This window comes from Streptomyces sp. NBC_01465, from assembly GCF_036227325.1.
GTDB lineage: Bacteria > Actinomycetota > Actinomycetes > Streptomycetales > Streptomycetaceae > Streptomyces.
This window is the reverse complement of sequence record NZ_CP109467.1, coordinates 5,429,940-5,449,653: the sequence shown is the minus strand read 5'-3', so window position 1 is coordinate 5,449,653 and position 19,714 is coordinate 5,429,940. Positions and strand designations below refer to the sequence as shown.

At 69.5% G+C, this 19,714-nt stretch carries 19 protein-coding genes; 12 read left to right on the top strand and 7 right to left on the bottom strand.

Going from position 1 to position 19,714, the window contains the following annotated elements; translation table 11 throughout:
• Positions 1-27: 27 nt before the first annotated feature.
• Positions 28-774 carry a polyphosphate--glucose phosphotransferase gene (gene ppgK / locus OG707_RS25750; protein WP_329122243.1) on the bottom strand — a complete coding sequence of 249 codons (747 nt, stop codon included), beginning with the start codon at positions 772-774 and terminating at the stop codon, positions 28-30.
• Between the two features lie 30 nt (positions 775-804).
• Positions 805-1,794: a 4-hydroxy-3-methylbut-2-enyl diphosphate reductase gene (locus OG707_RS25745; RefSeq protein WP_329122241.1), complete on the bottom strand. Its 990-nt coding sequence runs from the start codon at positions 1,792-1,794 to the stop codon at positions 805-807.
• Between the two features lie 54 nt (positions 1,795-1,848).
• On the opposite strand from OG707_RS25745, the gene OG707_RS25740 reads away from it, so the two are divergent.
• The 4 genes from OG707_RS25740 to OG707_RS25725 all read left to right on the top strand — a co-directional run bounded on the left by OG707_RS25740 (position 1,849) and on the right by OG707_RS25725 (position 5,401).
• Positions 1,849-3,207: an APC family permease gene (locus tag OG707_RS25740; RefSeq protein WP_329122239.1), complete on the top strand. Its 1,359-nt coding sequence runs from the start codon at positions 1,849-1,851 to the stop codon at positions 3,205-3,207.
• Between the two features lie 9 nt (positions 3,208-3,216).
• Entirely contained in the window at positions 3,217-4,446 is a 1,230-nt protein-coding gene (gene xseA, locus OG707_RS25735; protein ID WP_329122237.1) for an exodeoxyribonuclease VII large subunit, read from the top strand.
• Positions 4,447-4,455: 9 nt separating this feature from the next.
• Positions 4,456-4,710: an exodeoxyribonuclease VII small subunit gene (locus tag OG707_RS25730; protein WP_329122236.1), complete on the top strand. Its 255-nt coding sequence runs from the start codon at positions 4,456-4,458 to the stop codon at positions 4,708-4,710.
• Positions 4,711-4,810: 100 nt separating this feature from the next.
• Positions 4,811-5,401, top strand: coding sequence for a malonic semialdehyde reductase (locus OG707_RS25725; RefSeq protein ID WP_329122235.1), 591 nt, complete (start codon positions 4,811-4,813; stop codon positions 5,399-5,401).
• 64 nt (positions 5,402-5,465) lie between these two features.
• Here OG707_RS25725 and OG707_RS25720 read toward each other — a convergent pair whose 3' ends face one another.
• Positions 5,466-5,993, bottom strand: a complete 528-nt coding sequence (locus tag OG707_RS25720) for a DUF4245 domain-containing protein (protein ID WP_329122233.1) — start codon at positions 5,991-5,993, stop codon at positions 5,466-5,468.
• Between the two features lie 133 nt (positions 5,994-6,126).
• Between OG707_RS25720 and glpX the strand changes: the two genes are divergently transcribed.
• A complete protein-coding gene (glpX, locus tag OG707_RS25715) occupies positions 6,127-7,158 on the top strand; it encodes a class II fructose-bisphosphatase (protein WP_329122231.1) in 1,032 nt (343 codons plus the stop codon).
• Between the two features lie 61 nt (positions 7,159-7,219).
• Here glpX and OG707_RS25710 read toward each other — a convergent pair whose 3' ends face one another.
• The 3 genes from OG707_RS25710 to OG707_RS25700 form a co-directional block, all read right to left on the bottom strand.
• A complete protein-coding gene (locus OG707_RS25710; RefSeq protein WP_329122230.1) occupies positions 7,220-9,040 on the bottom strand; it encodes a bifunctional metallophosphatase/5'-nucleotidase in 1,821 nt (606 codons plus the stop codon).
• 200 nt (positions 9,041-9,240) lie between these two features.
• Complete coding sequence (locus OG707_RS25705; protein WP_329122227.1) at positions 9,241-9,609, bottom strand: WhiB family transcriptional regulator; 369 nt, start codon at positions 9,607-9,609, stop codon at positions 9,241-9,243.
• A 127-nt stretch (positions 9,610-9,736) separates the two neighbouring features.
• Positions 9,737-10,447: a DUF1707 SHOCT-like domain-containing protein gene (locus OG707_RS25700; RefSeq protein WP_329122226.1), complete on the bottom strand. Its 711-nt coding sequence runs from the start codon at positions 10,445-10,447 to the stop codon at positions 9,737-9,739.
• 146 nt (positions 10,448-10,593) lie between these two features.
• Between OG707_RS25700 and OG707_RS25695 the strand changes: the two genes are divergently transcribed.
• The 4 genes from OG707_RS25695 to OG707_RS25680 all read left to right on the top strand — a co-directional run bounded on the left by OG707_RS25695 (position 10,594) and on the right by OG707_RS25680 (position 14,563).
• Complete coding sequence (locus tag OG707_RS25695) at positions 10,594-12,261, top strand: fumarate hydratase (RefSeq protein ID WP_329122225.1); 1,668 nt, start codon at positions 10,594-10,596, stop codon at positions 12,259-12,261.
• A gap of 127 nt (positions 12,262-12,388) precedes the next feature.
• Positions 12,389-13,075, top strand: coding sequence for a hypothetical protein (locus tag OG707_RS25690; protein WP_329122223.1), 687 nt, complete (start codon positions 12,389-12,391; stop codon positions 13,073-13,075).
• Positions 13,072-13,197, top strand: a complete 126-nt coding sequence (locus tag OG707_RS25685; protein WP_329122221.1) for a hypothetical protein — start codon at positions 13,072-13,074, stop codon at positions 13,195-13,197. Before OG707_RS25690 ends, OG707_RS25685 begins: the two co-directional genes overlap by 4 nt.
• A 10-nt stretch (positions 13,198-13,207) precedes the next feature.
• Positions 13,208-14,563 (top strand): hypothetical protein, encoded by a 1,356-nt coding sequence (locus tag OG707_RS25680; RefSeq protein WP_329122219.1) that lies wholly within the window; start codon positions 13,208-13,210, stop codon positions 14,561-14,563.
• A 38-nt stretch (positions 14,564-14,601) separates the two neighbouring features.
• Here OG707_RS25680 and OG707_RS25675 read toward each other — a convergent pair whose 3' ends face one another.
• On the bottom strand, positions 14,602-15,453 hold the full coding sequence (locus OG707_RS25675) for a trypsin-like serine peptidase (protein ID WP_329122217.1): 852 nt from the start codon (positions 15,451-15,453) through the stop codon (positions 14,602-14,604).
• A gap of 69 nt (positions 15,454-15,522) precedes the next feature.
• Between OG707_RS25675 and OG707_RS25670 the strand changes: the two genes are divergently transcribed.
• The 3 genes from OG707_RS25670 to OG707_RS25660 all read left to right on the top strand — a co-directional run bounded on the left by OG707_RS25670 (position 15,523) and on the right by OG707_RS25660 (position 19,657).
• A complete protein-coding gene (locus OG707_RS25670; protein WP_329122215.1) occupies positions 15,523-16,911 on the top strand; it encodes a class II fumarate hydratase in 1,389 nt (462 codons plus the stop codon).
• Between the two features lie 44 nt (positions 16,912-16,955).
• Positions 16,956-17,621, top strand: coding sequence for a cytidylyl-2-hydroxypropylphosphonate hydrolase (gene fomD, locus OG707_RS25665; RefSeq protein WP_329122213.1), 666 nt, complete (start codon positions 16,956-16,958; stop codon positions 17,619-17,621).
• Between the two features lie 206 nt (positions 17,622-17,827).
• Positions 17,828-19,657, top strand: a complete 1,830-nt coding sequence (locus tag OG707_RS25660; RefSeq protein WP_329122212.1) for an ATP-binding SpoIIE family protein phosphatase — start codon at positions 17,828-17,830, stop codon at positions 19,655-19,657.
• The last annotated feature ends 57 nt before the right edge of the window (positions 19,658-19,714 follow it).

Sequence of the window (19,714 nt, the reverse complement as noted above, 5' to 3'; positions counted from 1 at the left end):
GATTCCCGGCAGGGCCGGGCAATACAGCTAGGCCACCATGCGCGAGGCCGCCATCGCGGCCCCTACGATCCCCGCGTTGTTCTCCAGCTCCGCCGGCACGATCTCGGCCCTGATGTCCTCGATGAGGTGCAGGAACTTGTCGGCCTTGCGGCTGACTCCGCCGCCGATGATGAAAAGTTCCGGCGAGAAGAGCATCTCCACATGGGCCAGGTACTTCTGGACCCGGTGCGCCCAGTGCTGCCAGCTGAGCTCCTCGTCGTCCTTGGCCTTCGTGGAGGCGCGGGTCTCCGCGTCGTGGCCGTGCAGCTCCAGGTGACCGAGCTCGGTGTTGGGGATCAGGCGGCCGCCGCTGAAGAGGGCCGAGCCGATTCCCGTACCGAACGTGAGCAGGATGACCGTGCCCTCGCGGTCGCGGCCCGCGCCGAAGGTCACCTCCGCGATGCCGGCCGCGTCCGCGTCGTTCAGGACGGTGACGGGGCGGCCGTCCAGGCGCCGGGAGAGCAGCGACGCCGCGTCCGTGTCCACCCAACCCTTGTCCACGTTGGCCGCCGTACGGACCGTGCCGTCGGTGACGACGCCGGGGAAGGTGATGCCCACGGGGCCGTCCCAGTCGAAGTGGGAGACCACCTCCGCGACACAGCCGGCCACACCGTCGGGTGTGGCCGGCTGCGGGGTCAGTACCTTGTGGCGCTCCTGTGCGAGGTCGCCGCGGTCGAGGTCGACCGGAGCGCCCTTGATGCCGGATCCGCCGATGTCCACGCCGAAGATCTGCATGGCCCCCACGTTACGACGGACCGCTGACACTCACTTGGCAGACAGTTCGGCCGCCTCCGCGCGCAGGTCGCGGCGGAGCTCCTTGGGCAGCGAGAAGGTGATCGACTCGTCGGCCGTCTTCACCGTCTCCACGTCTCCGTAGCCCCGCTCGGACAGCCACTCCAGTACGCCGTCGACCAGCACGTCGGGGACCGAGGCGCCCGAGGTCAGGCCGACCGTCGTCACGCCCTCCAGCCAGGCCTCGTCGATCTCGGAGGCGAAGTCGACCAGGTGCGCGGCGGGGGCGCCCGCGTCCAGGGCGACCTCGACCATGCGGATGGAGTTGGAGGAGTTCTTGGAGCCGACGACGATGACCAGTTCGGCGTCCTCGGCCAGCTTCTTCACCGCGATCTGGCGGTTCTGCGTGGCGTAGCAGATGTCGTCGCTCGGCGGGGAGAGAAGGTTCGGGAACTTGGACTTCAGGGCGTCGACCGTCTCCATCGTCTCGTCGACCGAGAGCGTGGTCTGGGAGAGCCAGACGACCTTGGACTCGTCGCGGACCGAGACATTCGCTACGTCGTCCGGGCCGTCGACCAGCGTGATGTGGTCCGGGGCCTCGCCACTCGTGCCGATGACCTCTTCGTGGCCCTCGTGGCCGATCAGGAGGATGTCGTAGTCCTCCTTGGCGTACCGGACGGCTTCCTTGTGGACCTTGGTGACGAGCGGGCACGTCGCGTCGATCGTCGCGAGATTGCGCTCGGCGGCCTCGGCGTGGACGGTCGGGGCGACGCCGTGCGCGGAGAACATCACGATGGAGCCCTCGGGGACCTCCTCCGTGCGCTCCACGAAGATGGCGCCCTTCTTCTCCAGGGTCTGCACGACGTACTTGTTGTGCACGATCTCGTGGCGGACGTAGACCGGCGCACCGTACTGCTCCAGGGCCTTCTCGACGGCGATCACGGCACGGTCCACACCCGCGCAGTACCCGCGGGGAGCGGCAAGGAGGACACGGCGAGCTGTCGTTGCAGTCATGTTCTCCATCGTAAGGCCGTGCCCGGCGGGCCAAAGATCGGCTCTGCGGGAAGACTGAGGCGCATGAGTACGGGAGAGAGCACAGACACCGGCGAGGCCGGGACCCTGCGACGGAACCTCGGCTTCCGCGATCTGGTCGTCTACGGGCTGCTCTTCATCGCCCCCATGGCCCCGGTCGGTGTCTTCGGCACGCTCGACGCGAAGTCGCACGGCGCCGTGGCGCTGGTCTATGTCGTCGCGACGGTGGCCATGGCGTTCACCGCTTTCAGCTATGCGCAGATGGTGCGGGTCGTCCCCCAGACGGGCTCGGTCTTCGCGTACGCGCGCAAGGGCCTGGGCGAGGGGCCCGGTTTCATCGCCGGGTGGATGGCGATGCTCGACTATCTGCTGATCCCGGCGGTCGCGTACCTCTTCTCCGGGATCGCGATGAACTCCCTCGTGCCGTCCGTCTCGCGCTGGGTGTGGACCGCGATCGCCGTCGTCATCACGACGCTGCTCAACCTGTGGGGGGTGCGGGCGGCCGCCCGGGTCGGCTTCGCGGTGCTCGCGATGGAGATCGTGGTGCTGCTGGTGTTCGTGGTCTCCGCGCTGGTGGAGATCTCGCAGAACGGGGCGACGCGCGGGCTGCTGACGCCGTTCACCAGCGACGTCGGGTTCTCGATGAGCGCGGTGCTCGGGGCGGTGTCGGTGGCCGTCCTGTCGTATCTCGGCTTCGACGCGATCGCCTCGTTCGCCGAGGAGGTGACCGGGGGCTCGGCGAAGGTGGCGCGGGCGGTGCTGTTCTGTCTGGTCCTCGCGGGTGTCCTCTTCATCGCGCAGACCTATCTGGCCGCCGTCCTCGAGCCCATGTCGTCGGCCCAGCTGGCCGCCGATCCGGAGGCTCAGGGGACGGCGTTCTACGACACCGTGGACGCGGCCGTGGGCGGCTGGCTGCACGATCTGGTCGCGGTCTCCAAGGCGATCGGCGCCGCCTTCGCCGCGCTGGCCGGGCAGGCGGCGGCCGGACGGCTGCTCTTCGCGATGGCCAGGGAGCGCAGGCTGCCGAAGGTGCTGTCGAAGACCGAGTCGGGGGTGCCGAGGCCCGCGCTGCTCCTGGCCGCGACGGTGACGCTGGTGGCCGCGGTGTGGGCGGCCCGGCGCGACGACGGCATGGACCATCTGGTCTCGGTGGTGGACATCGGGGCGCTGACCGCCTTCGTCCTGCTGCACGCCTCGGTGGTGGGCTGGTTCGCCGTACGGAAGATGGAGGGACCCGTCATCTGGTGGCGGCACGTCCTGGCCCCGGTGCTGGGTGCGGCGATCACGATCGCGGTGATCGTGGAGGCCACGGGGACCGCGCAGGTCGTCGGGCTGATCTGGCTGGCGATCGGACTGGTGGTGCTCGCCGTTCAGCTGCGGCGCCGTGTCAGTGCAGGCGGCTAGCCTCTCCGTATGGCTCTGAATACGAGTGCGGATGCGCCGCTTCCCGTCGGCGAGGTCTCGCGGCTCATCGGGGGGTGGATCGACCGCCTGGGCGCGGTCTGGGTCGAGGGGCAGATCACCCAGCTGTCCCGGCGGCCGGGGGCCGGTGTCGTCTTTCTGACGCTGCGCGATCCGTCGCACGACGTCTCGGTGGGGGTGACCTGTTTCCGGCAGGTCTTCGACGCGGTCGCCGACGTCGTCTCCGAGGGCGCGCGGGTCGTCGTCCACGCGAAGCCCGAGTGGTACGCGCCGCGGGGGCAGCTGTCCCTGCGGGCCGTGGAGATCAAGCCGGTGGGGATCGGTGAGCTGCTCGCCCGGCTCGAGCAGTTGAAGAAGACCCTCGCGGCCGAAGGGCTCTTCGCGCTGGACCGCAAGAAGCCGCTGCCGTTCCTGCCGCAGCTGATCGGTCTGGTGACGGGGCGGGCCTCGGCGGCCGAGCGCGACGTGCTGGAGAACGCGCGGCGGCGCTGGCCCGCCGTCCGCTTCGAGGTGCGCAATGTGGCGGTGCAGGGGGTGCACGCGGTGCCGCAGGTCGTCCAGGCGGTGAAGGAGCTGGACGAGCTGGCCGAGGTCGACGTGATCGTCGTGGCGCGCGGCGGGGGCAGCGTGGAGGACCTGCTGCCGTTCTCGGACGAGCAGCTCGTACGGGCGGTGGGCGCGTGCCGTACGCCGGTCGTCTCCGCGATCGGGCACGAGCCGGACTCCCCGCTGCTCGACCTCGTGGCGGATCTGCGGGCCTCGACCCCGACGGACGCGGCGAAGAAGGTCGTACCGGACGTGGGTGAGGAACTGGACCGGGTGCAGGGCCTGCGCGACCGGGCGCTGCGGACCGTGCAGGGCGCGCTGGACCGGGAGGAGCGGGGGCTCGCCGCCGCGCTGGCCCGGCCCTCGATGGAGCGTCCGCAGCGGATGGTGGAGGAGCGCGAGGCGGTGGTGGACGCGCTGGTGGAGCGCAGCCGGCGCACGCTGGGGCACCTCCTGGACCGCGCGGACTCCGAGCTCTCGCACACCAGGGCCCGGGTGGTGGCGCTCTCGCCGGCGGCGACGCTGGAGCGGGGCTATGCGGTGCTGCAGCGGGCGGACGGTGCGGTCGTACGGGACCCGGCGGAGGTCGGGGACGGGGATGCGCTGCGGGCCAGGGTGGCCGGGGGCGAGTTGAACGTGACAGTGACGGCGCAGGACCAGCAGGTCCAGGACTAGGTGGAGATCATGGCGAAGACGGACACGGCAGCCACCGGGACCGGGGACACGGCCCTCGGGTACGAGCAGGCGCGGGACGAACTGATCGATGTCGTACGGAGGCTGGAGGCCGGCGGCACGACCCTGGAGGAGTCCCTGGCCCTCTGGGAGCGCGGCGAGGAGCTGGCCAAGGTCTGCCGGCGCTGGCTGGACGGGGCGCGGGCGCGGCTGAACGCGGCGCTGGCGGAGGGCGAGACTCCGGAGGGCGGCGACGGGGCGGTGTGAGGACGGTCACCCGGGGGCCAGATTAGTTGAAACTTAATCTAATGCGTCGTACAGTCGGGACATCGCCTGATCGTTCATGCACGTCCGGAAGGTACGACTGATGTCCCTCGTTCTTGACCCCGCCGCCCAGGACCTCCTGTTCCGCGAGGCCCGCACCGCCAACACGTTCACCGACGAGCCGGTGACCGAGGAGCAGGTGCAGGCGATCTACGACCTGGTCAAGTTCGGCCCGACCGCCTTCAACCAGTCGCCGCTGCGCGTCACGCTGGTCCGCTCCCCCGAGGCCCGCGAGCGCCTCGTCGCGCTGATGGCCGAGGGCAACCAGCCCAAGACCGCCTCCGCCCCGCTCGTCGCGATCCTCTCCGTGGACAACGAGTTCCACGAGGAGCTCCCGAAGCTGCTCCCGCACTTCCCGCAGGCCAAGGACATGTTCTTCGCCGAGCGCCCGGTCCGCGAGCAGGCCGCCCTGGTCAACGGCGCCCTCCAGGCCGCGTACTTCATCGTCGGCATCCGCGCCGCCGGTCTGGCCGCGGGCCCGATGACGGGCTTCGACTTCGCCGGTGTCCAGAAGGAGTTCCTGGACGGCGACCACTCCGCGCTGATGGTCGTCAACATCGGCAAGCCGGGCGACGACGCCTGGTTCCCGCGCTCTCCGCGCCTGGAGCTCGACGAGGTCATCACCACCGTCTGAGTCACCAAGCGCAACAAGAGGCGGTCACCCCCGGTCCCGGGGTGGCCGCCTCTTCGCGTACCCGCTACTTCGTGCGCAGCGCCGCCGCCATCTTCGCCAGCTGCTCGTACGGCGCCGTGCCCGTCACCACCGTCGTGGAGCCCTTGTCCCGGCGCACCAGCGCGTCGTAGTGCGAGCCCTCCCAGCGCTGCCAGGTCTCGCCGTTGACCTGCTGCGTCGCCGCGGTCTTCTTCGCCTGCTGGCTCACCGAGCGCGCGTACTTGTCCGCGGCAGCACCGGTCACCGCCGACTGCTCTATGGCGACGTACTGCTCGTTCGGGTCGACGAAGCCCAGGTGCCAGGCCTCGCCGTTCTTCCCGTCGTACGTCACCGAGGTCGCACGCCACTCCTTGGAGAGGCCCTGCGGTGCCGCGACGGGGTACGAGGCGCTCCGCTGCGCCTGCATCAGCTCGACCCGGTAGTCGGTCGGCTTCTTGATCGGGCTCGCCTTGTCGTCGTGCGGGACGAACACGTAAATACCGGCGACGACCGCACCGATCACCGCCATGGATGCGAACGCACCCCGAACTGTCTGCTTTCGCGCACCTGCCATGTCGCCCATGGTCTCAGGTGGTGACAGTGCTCATACGTGGGGGCCCCTGCTCATTTTATCGCCCAAACGATAGAATCGAACGAACCCTCAACATCTACATACGGCCGTCGTCGTATCAGAAAGGTGCGTGCCGATGACCGAGCATCAGCTTCCGTCCCAGCTCGAGGTCTCTCCCGAGGCCCCCGACCGCAACCTCGCCCTGGAGCTCGTCCGGGTCACGGAGGCCGCCGCCATGGCCGCCGGCCGGTGGGTCGGGCGCGGCGACAAGATCGGCGCGGACGGCGCCGCCGTCAATGCCATGCGCACCCTGGTCTCCACCGTCTCGATGAACGGCGTCGTCGTCATCGGCGAGGGCGAGAAGGACGAAGCGCCGATGCTCTTCAACGGGGAGCACATCGGTGACGGCACCGGCCCCGAGGTGGACATCGCCGTCGACCCGATCGACGGGACGACGCTCAACGCCAAGGGCCAGCCCAACGCCATCGCGGTGCTCGCGGCCGCCGACCGCGGGACGATGTTCGACCCGTCGGCCGTCTTCTACATGGAGAAGCTGGTCACCGGGCCCGAGGCCGCCGACTTCGTCGACATCAACGCCCCGGTCTCCGTCAACATCCGGCGCGTGGCCAAGGCGAAGAACTCCAGCCCCGAAGACGTCACCGTGATGATCCTCGACCGGCCGCGCCACGACGGCATGGTCAAGGAGATCCGCGAGACGGGTGCGCGGATCAAGTTCATCTCGGACGGCGACGTCGCCGGTTCGATCATGGCCGTACGGGAGGGCACCGGCGTCGATCTGCTGATGGGCATCGGCGGCACTCCCGAGGGCATCATCTCGGCCTGCGCGATCAAGTGCCTCGGCGGCACCATCCAGGGCAAGCTCTGGCCCAAGGACGAGGCGGAGCGGCAGCGGGCGATCGACGCGGGCCACGACCTCGACCGGGTGCTTTCGACCAATGACCTCGTCAGCGGCGAGAACGTCTTCTTCGTCGCCACCGGGATCACCGACGGCGAGCTGCTGCGCGGGGTGCGGTACCGCGCGGAGACCGCCACGACCGAGTCGCTGGTGATGCGGTCCAAGTCGGGCACGATCCGCCGGATCGACTCGACGCACCGGCTCTCGAAGCTGCGCGCGTACAGCCAGATCGACTTCGACCGCGCCAAGTAACAACTGATGTGAGGGGCGCTCCCGTTGTGCGGACGGGGCGCCCCTCACGCATGTCCGCGTACTAGAAGACCGGCGTGCCGGCCTGCGTCAGCTTCCAGTTGGAGACCGCGAAGTCCTTCGGGTCCAGGGCGCCCTTGGCGACGACGTAGTCGATCATCGTCTGGCGGATCTCGATCGTGGAGGAGAAGGCGATCTCGGCGGTCGCGATGTGCGGGTAGCCGCTGCCGCCGTTGGCGCGGTAGTTGTTGACCGCGATGACGAAGACCTGGGCGTCGTCGACCGGGGCGCCGTTCAGGGTGAGGTTCTTGACGCGGGAGCCGATGGGCTGCGCGATGTCGATCTCGTAGTCGACGCCGGCCATCGTGTCGTACATGTAGTCCCAGAAGCTGTTGGCGTTGGTGAGGGTCGCGGTGTCGACCTTCGTCCCGGCCGGCACCTGGGCGTAGTACTTCGCCGCGTACTCCAGGTAGTCCTTGAGCTGGGCACCGGTCAGCTTCTTGCCGTACAGCGTGTTGTCGTACGTGTAGAGCCCGGCGATGTCGCGGATCGTCACGTCGCCCGCCGGGATGTCCGCGGTGCGGCTGAAGGGCGCGGCGATGGAGACCATCGGCAGGGCGGCGTCGGCGGCCGAGAGTCCGGCGGCGACCGTGTCCATCTGGACCTTCTGGATGAAGTCCATGACCGGGACGTCCTTCCAGCACGCCTCGGCGGCCGACATCTCCTCGGTACAGGTGCCGACAGGGGTGTTGACGTACTTCACGACCAGGTCGTGGTCGGCCTTGATCAGCCGGGTGATGACCGGGTCCTCCTCCTCGGCCGCGGGGCTGAGGGTGTCGGAGGTGACGGCGGTGACCTTCCAGCGGCCGTGCGGCTCCAGCTCCAGTTCGAAGTCGAAGACCGAGAGGCGCTTGCCGTAGCAGAACGGCTCGGAGAGCACGACGTCCTTGCCCGTCTCGGTGTTGGTGACGGTGTAGGTGGGGACGTTGGTGTGCGTGTGACCGACGAGAATCGCGTCGATGCCGGGGACCTGCTCGGCGACGAGGTTCGAGGCGTTCTCGATGTACGGGAGGGAATCGCCGTACGAGGAGGAGCCGTCGAGGCCCGAGTGGTCGCTGAGGAAGATCACGTCGCAGCCGAGCGAGCGCAGCTTCGGGACGTACTTCTTCGCCTGCTCGACCAGCCCGGGGAAGGCCATCTCGCCCGAGACGTTGTCCTTGTCCCACAGAGCGATTCCGGGGTTGGTGAGCCCGAGGATGCCGACCTTGATGTCCGGGGCGCCGTGCACGCGCACGTGCTTGACGGTGTACGGGTGGAAGGCGGGCTTCAGCGTCTTCGCGTCCAGCGCGTTCGCGCCCAGGAGCGGGAAGTTGAGCTGCTTCTCGAACTTGCGGAGCACCGGGATGCCGTAGTTGAACTCGTGGTTGCCGAGCGCGGCGGCGTCGTACTGCAGCGCGTTCATGGCGAGCGCCATCGGGTGCTTGGGGCCGGGCTTGCCGTCGGTGCCGGTGATCGGGTCGACGCGTGCGAAGTAGTACGCGAGGGACGTGCCCTGGATGATGTCGCCGGCGTCGATGAGCAGGACGCGGTCGGCGCCCTTCTCGGCGCGCAGCTTCTTCACCAGGGTGGCGATCTTGGCGATGCCGACGGCGTCGCCCGCGCTGTCCTTGTACGTCGCGTCCGTGTAGTAGTCCCAGTTGAAGACGTGGCTGTGCAGGTCGGACGTGCCGAGGATGGAGAAGGAGTGGGTCTTCTTCGGCTTCTCGTGCTTCCCGTGATTGCGCTCGGCGGCGCTCGCTGCCGTGGTGCCTGCGGCGGTGGCGACGGCCACGGCGGCACCCGTCGCTGCGGACTTGTTGATGAATTCCCGGCGGTTGATCGGCATGCACGTCTCCTGTGGAACTGGTGGGACCGGTGGGACTGGCCCGGCACAAGGGGATACGCGCGTAGATACTTGCCGCTGCAGGGGTGTTGGCTGAATCCCGATCAGGTCATCTCCCGGTCAAGGGAGCGTATGGACAGGTAACGCACAGCGGGGGACGCACCCGGTGCGGGTGCGTCCCCCTCCGTCAACTCGCGGTGAAATCAGCCCGCTTGGGCGATGTGGTCCGTCGCGGCGTTCCTCAGCTCCACCTCGCGCCGGCGGCGCCTGGCCAGAACGACCCGGCGCTCGGCGGCGGTCAGGCCACCCCACACCCCGTACGGCTCGGGCTGGAGCAGGGCGTGTTCGCGGCACTCGACCATGACGGGACAGCGCGCGCAGACCCGTTTCGCCGCCTCTTCCCGGGAGAGCCGGGCGGCCGTCGGTTCCTTGGACGGTGCGAAGAAGAGGCCCGCCTCGTCCCGGCGGCACACCGCCTCCGCATGCCAGGGGCCGGCCTGGTCCTCCCGCGCGGAACCTCGCTGCGGCGGGACGGCGGCGACCTGCACGGACTGGTACGGCGGATGCAGCACGGTCTACTCCTGACGACGGCTTCGCGAGCGAGAGACGATGCAGCACTCCCTACCCGCTGTACGCGCGCCTATGCACTGAGTTCCGATGTGCACACGTTCCTACAGCCCCGGACGAGTCCGGACAGAGTCAGCCGAAGTGCTTGCGCATGTGCTTGTCCAGATGCTTTTCCAGGCGCTTGTGCAGGTCGGTGACGAGCTTGCCGCGCTTCGGCTTGGCCTCGATGTTCCCGAAGACCGAGTAGCCGTTGACGACGACGACCGGGGCCTCGGGATTCTCCGACTCCAGGTTCTCCACCTCGAAATTGCCGAAGATCCCGGTGCCGCTGCCGCGCAGCGAGATGTTCTCGGGGACGGTGACCTCGACGTTGCCGAAGATGGAGGTGGCGTCGATGACGGTGAGGCGCTGCTCGAAGAGGGCCTCGGTGAGGTCGATCTCGATGTTGCCGAAGAGCGAGAAGGCCCTCGTACGGCTCCCGACGCGCCAGCGTCCCTTGCGGGTCGAGCTGGAGAAGACCGCGACCAGGCTCTCGGAGGTGGCGGGGAGGTTCGGATCGGGCTGGGCGGCCCAGGCGGCCGCGGTCTGGTCGCGGTGGCCGCCACCGGGGGCCGGCAAGTCCTTGACCAGCGGCTCCAGTTCGCCGACGGTCTTGGCGCGGTAGACCGAGTCGATGCGCTCGGCGTGCTCCTCGGCGGTCAGCCGCCCCTCGGCCAGGGCGTCCCTGAGGATGTCCGCGATGCGGTCGCGGTCGGCGTCGGAGGCGCGGAGCGCGGGCTCGGCCGGGGCGGTCGGCGCGGCGGGGGCGACCGGGGGCTGGTGGGGTTGCTTTTCGAGGTCCACCTCCCCAGCGTACCCAAACGCGATAGATCGCGACTAGGGCGAGGTGAGCCCTACCTCACAACAGAGTGGGATCGATGGGGTTCTAGGCTGGTGGGCGCCGGGCCAATGGAGGCCGGGCGCCGTCTGCCGAGTGAGGAATGGCCGTAATGCCAGAGTTTGCGTACTCCGATCTGCTCCCTCTGGGAGAGGACACCACGCCCTACCGCCTGGTGACCGCCGAGGGTGTCTCCACCTTCGAGGCCGACGGCCGTACGTTCCTCAAGGTCGACCCCGAGGCACTGCGCAAGCTCTCCGCCGAGGCGATCCACGACATCCAGCACTACCTGCGCCCGGCGCACCTCGCCCAGCTGCGCAAGATCATCGACGACCCCGAGGCCTCGGGCAACGACAAGTTCGTCGCGCTCGACCTCCTCAAGAACGCCAACATCGCGGCGGCCGGCGTCCTCCCGATGTGCCAGGACACCGGCACGGCGATCGTCATGGGCAAGCGCGGCCAGAACGTGCTGACCGAGGGCGGCGACGAGGAGGCTCTCTCGCGGGGCATCTACGACGCGTACACGCAGCTCAACCTGCGCTACTCCCAGATGGCGCCGATCACCATGTGGGAGGAGAAGAACACCGGCTCGAACCTGCCCGCGCAGATCGAGCTCTACGCGACCGACGGCGGCGCGTACAAGTTCCTCTTCATGGCCAAGGGCGGCGGCTCGGCCAACAAGTCCTTCCTCTACCAGGAGACGAAGGCCGTCCTCAACGAGGCGTCCATGATGAAGTTCCTGGAGGAGAAGATCCGTTCGCTCGGTACGGCGGCCTGCCCGCCGTACCACCTGGCGATCACCGTCGGCGGCACGAGCGCCGAGTTCGCGCTGAAGACCGCGAAGTACGCCTCCGCGCACTACCTGGACGAGCTGCCCACCGAGGGCTCGGCCACCGGCCACGGCTTCCGTGACGTGGAGCTGGAGCAGAAGGTCTTCGAGCTGACGCAGAAGATCGGGATCGGCGCGCAGTTCGGCGGCAAGTACTTCTGCCACGACGTACGGGTCGTCCGCCTGCCCCGCCACGGCGCGTCCCTGCCCGTCGCGATCGCCGTCTCCTGCTCGGCGGACCGCCAGGCGCTGGCGAAGATCACCGCCGAGGGCGTCTTCCTGGAGCAGCTGGAGCGCGACCCGGCGAGGTTCCTCCCGGAGACGACGGACGAGCACCTCGACGAGGCCGGCGACGTGGTCAAGATCGACCTCAACCAGCCCATGGACGAGATCCTGGCCGAGCTCACCAAGTACCCGGTCAAGACCCGCCTCTCCCTCAACGGCCCGCTGGTCGTGGCCCGCGACATCGCGCACGCCAAGATCAAGGAGCGCCTCGACGCGGGCGAGGACATGCCGCAGTACCTGAAGGACCACCCGGTCTACTACGCGGGCCCGGCCAAGACCCCCGAGGGCTACGCCTCCGGCTCCTTCGGCCCGACCACGGCCGGCCGTATGGACTCCTACGTGGAGCAGTTCCAGGCGGCGGGCGGCTCCAAGGTGATGCTGGCCAAGGGCAACCGCTCGAAGCAGGTCACGGACGCGTGCGACGCGCACGGCGGCTTCTACCTGGGCTCGATCGGCGGACCCGCGGCCCGTCTGGCGCAGGACTGCATCAAGAAGGTCGAGGTCGTCGAGTACGAGGAGCTCGGCATGGAGGCGGTCTGGAAGATCGAGGTGGAGGACTTCCCCGCGTTCATCGTGGTCGACGACAAGGGCAACGACTTCTTCACGGAGCCTGCGCCCGCGCCGACCTTCACGAGCATCCCGGTCCGCGGCCCCGGGCTCGCGTAAGGGAAGCGCCGCCCCATCACACCGAGGTCACCCACCGCAATCCATAGATTGCGGAGGGTGACCTTGTGGCTGAGGGTGGGACACACGTGTGCCTCGTGTGTCCCGTGCGGAAGGAACGCCCACCCTCATGGCCCGGAAAAAGTTCTGTCTGGTCGTCAGCGCCGCCCTCTGCTGCTCCCTGGTCGCCGGCCCCGTCGCAGCCGCCTCCCCCGTACCGCCGACGCCGACACCCACCCCGACGCCCACCCCGAGCGCGTCCTCCAAGCTGACCATCCAGGAGGACCCGCTCCGGGAGCGTGAGCGGATGGCCGTCGGGTTCCGTACGGTCGGGAAGTTCGGCGGGGCCACCGGGGCGACCGCCGAGCTGGCCGGGCTGGTCATCGGCGGGGAGCGGGACCCCAAGACGCTCGACGCCGCTCTGGCCGACGCCGACAAGGGGCTCGACAACCTCCTCGCGATCATCCCCGGCGGCTCCCTCACGCGGGCGAAGATGGCCGGCTACGACATCAGGGGCTCGGTCGCGCTCCTCAAGACGGACCAGCGCGCGCTCGTCGAAGCCGGGGTGAAGGGCGACGTGGCGTCGTTCATGGGCACCGCCGCGTTCCTGATGGTGCATCTGGCACTGCTCGCCGCCGACATCTTCTTCGGGCTCGGTTTGAGCATCGCCCAGGCGTTCATCCCGTTCCCGCTGCCGACCTTCACCGTGCCGGACTTCAAGTTCCCGTGGGACAAGCCGCAGCCGACCGCCACGCCCACGCCGTCCGCCACGCCGTCTCCCACCACCACCCCGAGCCCTTCCGGGAGTACGTCATGAGCACCGTCCGCCAGGGCACCGACTCGCTCGACGACGCGACCGTGGAACAGCTCGAGGACGCGAACGCCGGAGAGATCGCGGACTGCGAGCTCGACAACCTTCTAGCCATCATGCCGGGGTGATCTGCGGACCATGACCGACACCGAGAAGGAGCGTCACCGCCCCGCAGCCCCGCCGTCCACCCGGGTCCGCAAGGCCGAGAGGATCAACCTCGCCCTGCTGGCGCTCTCCGCCGTGGGCGCCGTCGTCTTCGGCATCGTCTACTTCGCCGACGGCAGCGTCCACGCGGGCCACACCCAGCGCTCCGGCTGGGCCCCGTTCCTGGGGTGCCTCGTCCTGGTGTGTCTGTTCGGCGCGGCCGCGCTGATCAGGCCGTTCCGGATGGAGACCAGACGCTGCGCGCTGATGGCGACCGTGGCGAGCCTGATCTTCGCGCTCGGCATCGGCACGATCTGGCAGATCGTCTCGCACGACAAGGTCACCGACACCATCGTCGGGACGCCGCTGATGAGCACCAAGGACACCTCGGCGTACATGAAGAAGACCTTCCCGGGCGTCAAGCTCCGCTACATCCCGACCGGAGTGTTCATCCAGGGCTCCAAGTTCGCCAGCCCCCAGGAGGTCGAGGTCAGCGGCTATGTCTGGCAGCGCTACTCCCCCGACATCCCCGAGTCCTCGATGGGCGTCGTCTTCCCCGAGGCGCCGGACGGGTACTCGCTCGACGAGGCGTACGACACCAAGACGACCGACGGGCAGCGCCTCAAGGGCTGGCACTTCAACCTGACCCTGCGCCAGAAGTTCGACTACGCCCAGTACCCGCTGGACAAGCAGAACATCTGGCTGCGGATGTGGTCGAACGCCACCTTCACCAACGATGTGCTGGTCCCCGACTTCGCCTCGTACCCGCCCTGGAAGTACGGCGAGATCGGCCTCGACCAGGACATCGTGACCAGCGGCTGGGCGCCGTACTTCACCGGCTGGAGCTTCGACCAGCACAAGTACACGATGACCCAGGGCCTCCAGGACTGGAACAAGCCGTTCGTCGCCGCGCCCGAGCTCTACTTCAACGTCGGCATGGAGCGCAGCTGGGCGGGCCCGCTCGCCGGGAAGCTGCTCCAGTCCTTCTTCATCGCGGCGATCATGTTCCTGGCGCTCTTCGTCTACACGAAGGACGACAACAAGAACCCGCGCTTCGGCTTCTCCACCTGGACGGCGATCTCGTTCTCGGTCTCGCTGCTGCTGGTCGTGGTCGTGGACCAGACCCAGATCCGGGAGATCGCCGGGGACACGTCGCTCACCTATCTGGAGTACTTCGCGATCGCGCAGTACATCGTGATCATGGGCATCTTCGCGAACGCCATCCTGATCGGCTCCGAGACGAAGTTCCGCGCGCTGGAGTGGCAGGACAACCTGCTGCCGACGCTGCTGTACTGGCCGGTCCTGATCGGGCTGTTCTTCGTCTTCACGCTGTTCGTCTTCGCGACCTAGCGGCGTTACGGGGGCGGGCGCCACGCCCGCCCCCCTCGCTACAACTTCCCCTGCGCGTCGTGGAGTTGACGTGCCGTGTCGTCGAACATCGCCCCCCACGCCTCGTCGTCCGCCCCCGCCGACTTCAGCCGCGAGCTGGTGACCCCGACCTGGACCTCCTCGCCCTGGGCGGTGCGCGCGTACCAGGGACCGCCGCTCGCGCCGTTCGTCATTCGGCACGGCTGGAGCTGCTCGCCGCCGGCCAGGCGGGGGTCGTCGACCGGGGTGGTGGGGCCGGAGCAGTACTGGAGGGTCTCGCCGTCGTACGGCTTCACGTACGGATAGCCGAGCGCCGTCTTCTCCCCCGCCACCGGGGCGAAGACCGCCCGCCGGGCGCCGACCACGTCCTGGACGTGGCGGTTCTTCACGTCGGTGTCGAGGGCGACGAAGGCGAAGTCCGCCTTGTGGTCCTCCTTGTCCGCCCAGGCCGGGGCGATGCCGACGGAGCGGGCGGCGAACCCTCCGTGCGGCCAGTCGTCGGTGTCGTACCCCGGCACGAACATCAGCGCCTTCATGAAGCCGCCGTACTCGTTGAGGTGGACGCAGTGGCCCGCCGTGGCGATGGTGTCGTGGTTCGGGGAGTCGACGACGGCGGCGGTGCAGGTGGCCTTCTGGCCGGCGGGGAGGACCATGAAGAGGCGGCCGACCTGGCGTACGGAGTCCTTGCCCTGGGTCCAGGGGACGCCGTCCGGCGGGGCCGGATCGCCGTCCGGGGCCGAGGCGGCCATCGCCTCGTGCATGCGCTGGGGGGTCCAGTACGCCCGTATGTCGTCGGCGGACTGGCCGCCCTGCTGGACGGGGGCGAGGGTCGCGGTGAGTGCTGCGGCGACCACGGAGAGTATTCCGATCATAAATCGAACGTAACGCCGGACGGGAACATCCACTACCGGACCGTTGCTGCCACAGACGGAGGTAGGACCATGACGCAGCAGTACCGCATCGAGCACGACTCCATGGGCGAGGTACGGGTCCCCGCCGACGCCAAATGGCGGGCGCAGACCCAGCGCGCGGTGGAGAACTTCCCCGTCTCCGGGCAGCGCCTGGAGCGCGCCCACATCGAGGCGCTGGCCCGGATCAAGGCGGCCGCGGCCAAGGTCAACGCGGAGCTCGGGGTCCTCGACAAGGACATCGCCGGGGCGGTCGCGGACGCGGCCGGGGAGGTCGCGGGCGGGCAGTGGGACGACCAGTTCCCGGTGGACGTCTTCCAGACCGGCTCCGGCACCTCCTCCAACATGAACATGAACGAGGTCGTGGCGACGCTGGCGAGCGAGCGGCTGGGGCGCGACGTGCACCCGAACGACCACGTCAACGCCTCCCAGTCGTCCAATGACGTGTTCCCGTCGTCGATCCACATCGCGGCCACGGCGGCCGTAACCGCCGATCTGATCCCGGCACTTGAGCAGCTGGCGCTGGCGCTGGAGCGCAAGGAGGAGGAGTTCGCGGAGGTCGTGAAGTCGGGGCGTACGCATCTGATGGACGCGACGCCGGTGACGCTGGGGCAGGAGTTCGGGGGGTACGCGGCGCAGGTCCGGTACGGGGTCGAGCGGCTGCACGCGTCGCTGCCGCGGCTGGCCGAGCTGCCGCTCGGGGGGACCGCGGTGGGGACGGGGATCAACACTCCTCCCGGCTTCTCGGCCGCGGTCATCGCGGAGGTCGCGCGGGCGACGGGGCTGCCGCTCACCGAGGCGCGCAACCACTTCGAGGCGCAGGGGGCGCGGGACGGTCTGGTGGAGACGTCCGGGCAGCTGCGGGTGATCGGGGTCGGTCTGACGAAGATCGCGAACGATCTGCGGTGGATGGCGTCGGGGCCGCGCACGGGCCTGGCGGAGATCTCGCTGCCGGATCTGCAGCCGGGGTCGTCGATCATGCCGGGGAAGGTGAACCCGGTGATCCCCGAGGCGGTGCTGATGGTGGCGGCGCAGGTCACGGGGAACGACGCGACGGTGGCGGCGGCCGGGGCCGCGGGCAACTTCGAGTTGAACGTGATGCTGCCGGTGATCGCGAAGAACGTACTGGAATCGGTGCGGCTGCTGGCCAATGTCACGCGCCTGCTGGCGGACCGCACGGTGGACGGGATCACGGCGCACGTGGAGCGGGCGCGGGAGTACGCGGAGTCGTCGCCGTCGGTGGTGACGCCGCTGAACAAGTACATCGGGTACGAGGAGGCGGCGAAGGTCGCGAAGCGGGCGCTGGCGCGGCGGCAGACGATCCGGGAGACGGTGCTGGAGGGAGGCTACGTCGAGCGGGGCGACCTGACGCTGGAGCAACTGGACTCCGCCCTGGACGTGCTGGGCATGACGCACCCGTGACGTGGATCGCAGCGGCGGCCCCTGCCCGTCACTAAGATCTGCTCATGACAGGCACCGGAGGTAACCAACACTGGGCGCCCGGAGATCACATCCTCTGGCGCTATCTCGGCAACGCCTCCGGCGACCCCCACATCTGCCGGCCCGTCACGGTCGTCCAGGACACCGACGATCTCCTCGCCGTCTGGATGGCCCCCGGCACCGAGTGCGTACGCCCCGTCATCGCCGACGGCACCCCCGTGCACCAGGAGCCCCTCGCGACCCGCTACACCAAGGCCCGCACCGTCGAGCGCTCCCAGTGGTTCGGTATGGGCGTGCTCAAGCTGGCGCGGCCCGGGGAGCCCTGGTCGGTGTGGCTGTTCTGGGATCGCGGGTGGCGTTTCCGGAACTGGTACGTGAACCTCGAGGCGCCGCGCACCCGTTGGGCCGGCGGCGTCGACTCCGTGGACCACTTTCTGGACATCGCCGTGGAGCCGGACCGGAGTTGGCGCTGGCTGGACGAGGACGAGTTCGCGCAGGCCCAGCGCGACGGGCTGATGAACGCGGACGAGGCCCGGCACGTAACTGAAGCGGGGCGTTCTGCTGTCGCGGCCGTCGAGGCGTGGGGTGCGCCGTTCTCCGACGGGTGGGAGAAGTGGCGGCCCGACGCACGATGGCCTGTTCCTGAGCTGCCGAACGACTGGGATCGCGCCCCGGCGCATATGCCTGCGTGAGACCCTTGATGCGCCCCCGGGGTCCAAACGTAGGATCGGCTTCCGTAAGGCTGCGCCCTGCAACGAATTGAAAACCGCCAACGAACCGGGCGCGGTGCACTATCTGACCGAATGTCACTACAGGGGGGTGCGGCCATGACAGCGGGTATACGACTCCACGAAGCGGTTGCACCGCACACCTGCCCCGGACGGACGGAACCCCACGCGTGACGGAGCACTCCACCTCCCACGAAGGCCGGCAGCCCACCACCGCTGCCAGGCCGTACGAACGTACCCGTCCGCGCCAGGAGGCGGACGCGGACGAGGCCAAGGCCGCCAAGGACATCGCCGCCGCGGCGGCGATCCCGGCGCCCGCGGCCCCCGCGCGTCCCGAGGGCGACCGGCTGCGGTTCGTGGGTGCGGCGACGCGCCGCATCGCGCGCGGCATAGACCTCGACGAGATCGTGCTCGGGCTGTGCCGGGCGACCGTGCCGACGTTCTCGGACGCGATACTCGTCTTCCTCCGGGACCCGCTGCCGGTGGGCGACGAGCGTCCGGTGACCCCGTTCGTTTTGCGGCTGCGCCGCACGGACCGGCTGCGTTTACCTGAAGAGACCGATCAGGAAGAGGCGTTGGAGCCTCTCGCCGCCGAGCTCTGCGAGGTCCGGTCCGGGGGCGCGCTGGCCGAGGTCCTCCGGGGCGTACGCCCGGTCTTCGGCGACTCCGCGGCCGCCCGCGCCGCACTGCCCGAGCTGCTCGGCGGCGGCCACCCGGTCCCGACCGGGCATCGTACGATCCTGGCCCCGCTCAGGGGCAGACGCCGGGTGATCGGCGCCGCGGTCTTCATCCGCCGCCCCGAGGGGCCCTCCTTCGAGCCCAACGACCTGCTCGTGGCAGCCCAGTTGGCGACGCACACCGCGCTCGGCATCGACAAGGCGGTGCTGTACGGGCGCGAGGCGTACATCGCCGACGAGCTCCAGCGCACCATGCTGCCCGACTCGCTCCCCCAGCCGACCGGCGTGAAGCTGGCCTCGCGCTATCTGCCCGCCGCGGAGACCGCGCGCGTGGGCGGCGACTGGTACGACGCGATCCCGCTGCCGGGCAGCCGGGTCGCACTCGTCGTCGGGGACGTCATGGGACACTCCATGACCTCGGCCGCGATCATGGGCCAACTCCGCACCACCGCACAGACGTTGGCGCAGCTGGACCTGCCGCCCGCCGAAGTGCTGCACCACCTCGACGAGCAGGCGCAGCGGCTCGGCTCCGACCGGATGGCGACCTGCCTGTACGCGGTCTACGACCCGGTCGCGCACCGCATCACCATCGCCAACGCCGGCCATCCTCCGCCCGTACTGCTGCACCTGGGAGGGCGGGCCGAGGTGCTGCGTGTCCCTCCGGGCGCGCCCATCGGCGTCGGCGGGGTCGACTTCGAGGCCGTCGAGCTGGACGCCCCTGCGGGCGCCACGCTGCTCCTGTACACGGACGGGCTCGTCGAGTCCCGGCTGCGCGACGTCTGGACGGGCATCGAGCAGCTGCGCGAACGCCTCGCCGCCACCGCCCAGTTGACCGGACCCGACCACTCGCCGCCGCTGGAAGCCCTCTGCGACGACGTACTGGACATGCTCGGCCCGGGCGACCGCGACGACGACATCGCGCTGCTCGCCGCCCGCTTCGACGGGATCGCGCCGAGCGACGTCGCGTACTGGTACCTGGACCCGGAGGAGCAGGCGCCGGGCCGCGCCCGCAAGCTCGCCCGCAAGGCGCTGGCGCGCTGGGGCCTGGAGGAGCTGTCGGACTCGATGGAGCTGCTGGTCAGCGAAGTCGTGACCAATGCCGTGCGGTACGCGGAGCGTCCGGTGACGCTGCGTCTGCTCCGTACGGACGTGCTGCGCTGCGAGGTCGGCGACGACGCGCCCCAACTCCCGCGCCAGCGGCGCGCCCGCGACACGGACGAGGGCGGCCGCGGGCTCTTCCTGGTGAACCGGCTGGCCCGGCGGTGGGGAGCGACCCGGCTGTCGACCGGCAAGGTGGTGTGGTTCGAACTGCCGCTGCGGTGAGGTCGGGCCGCGCCGAAGTCGCCAGCCTCTACTGGCATGATGGCGCGGCACCGACCA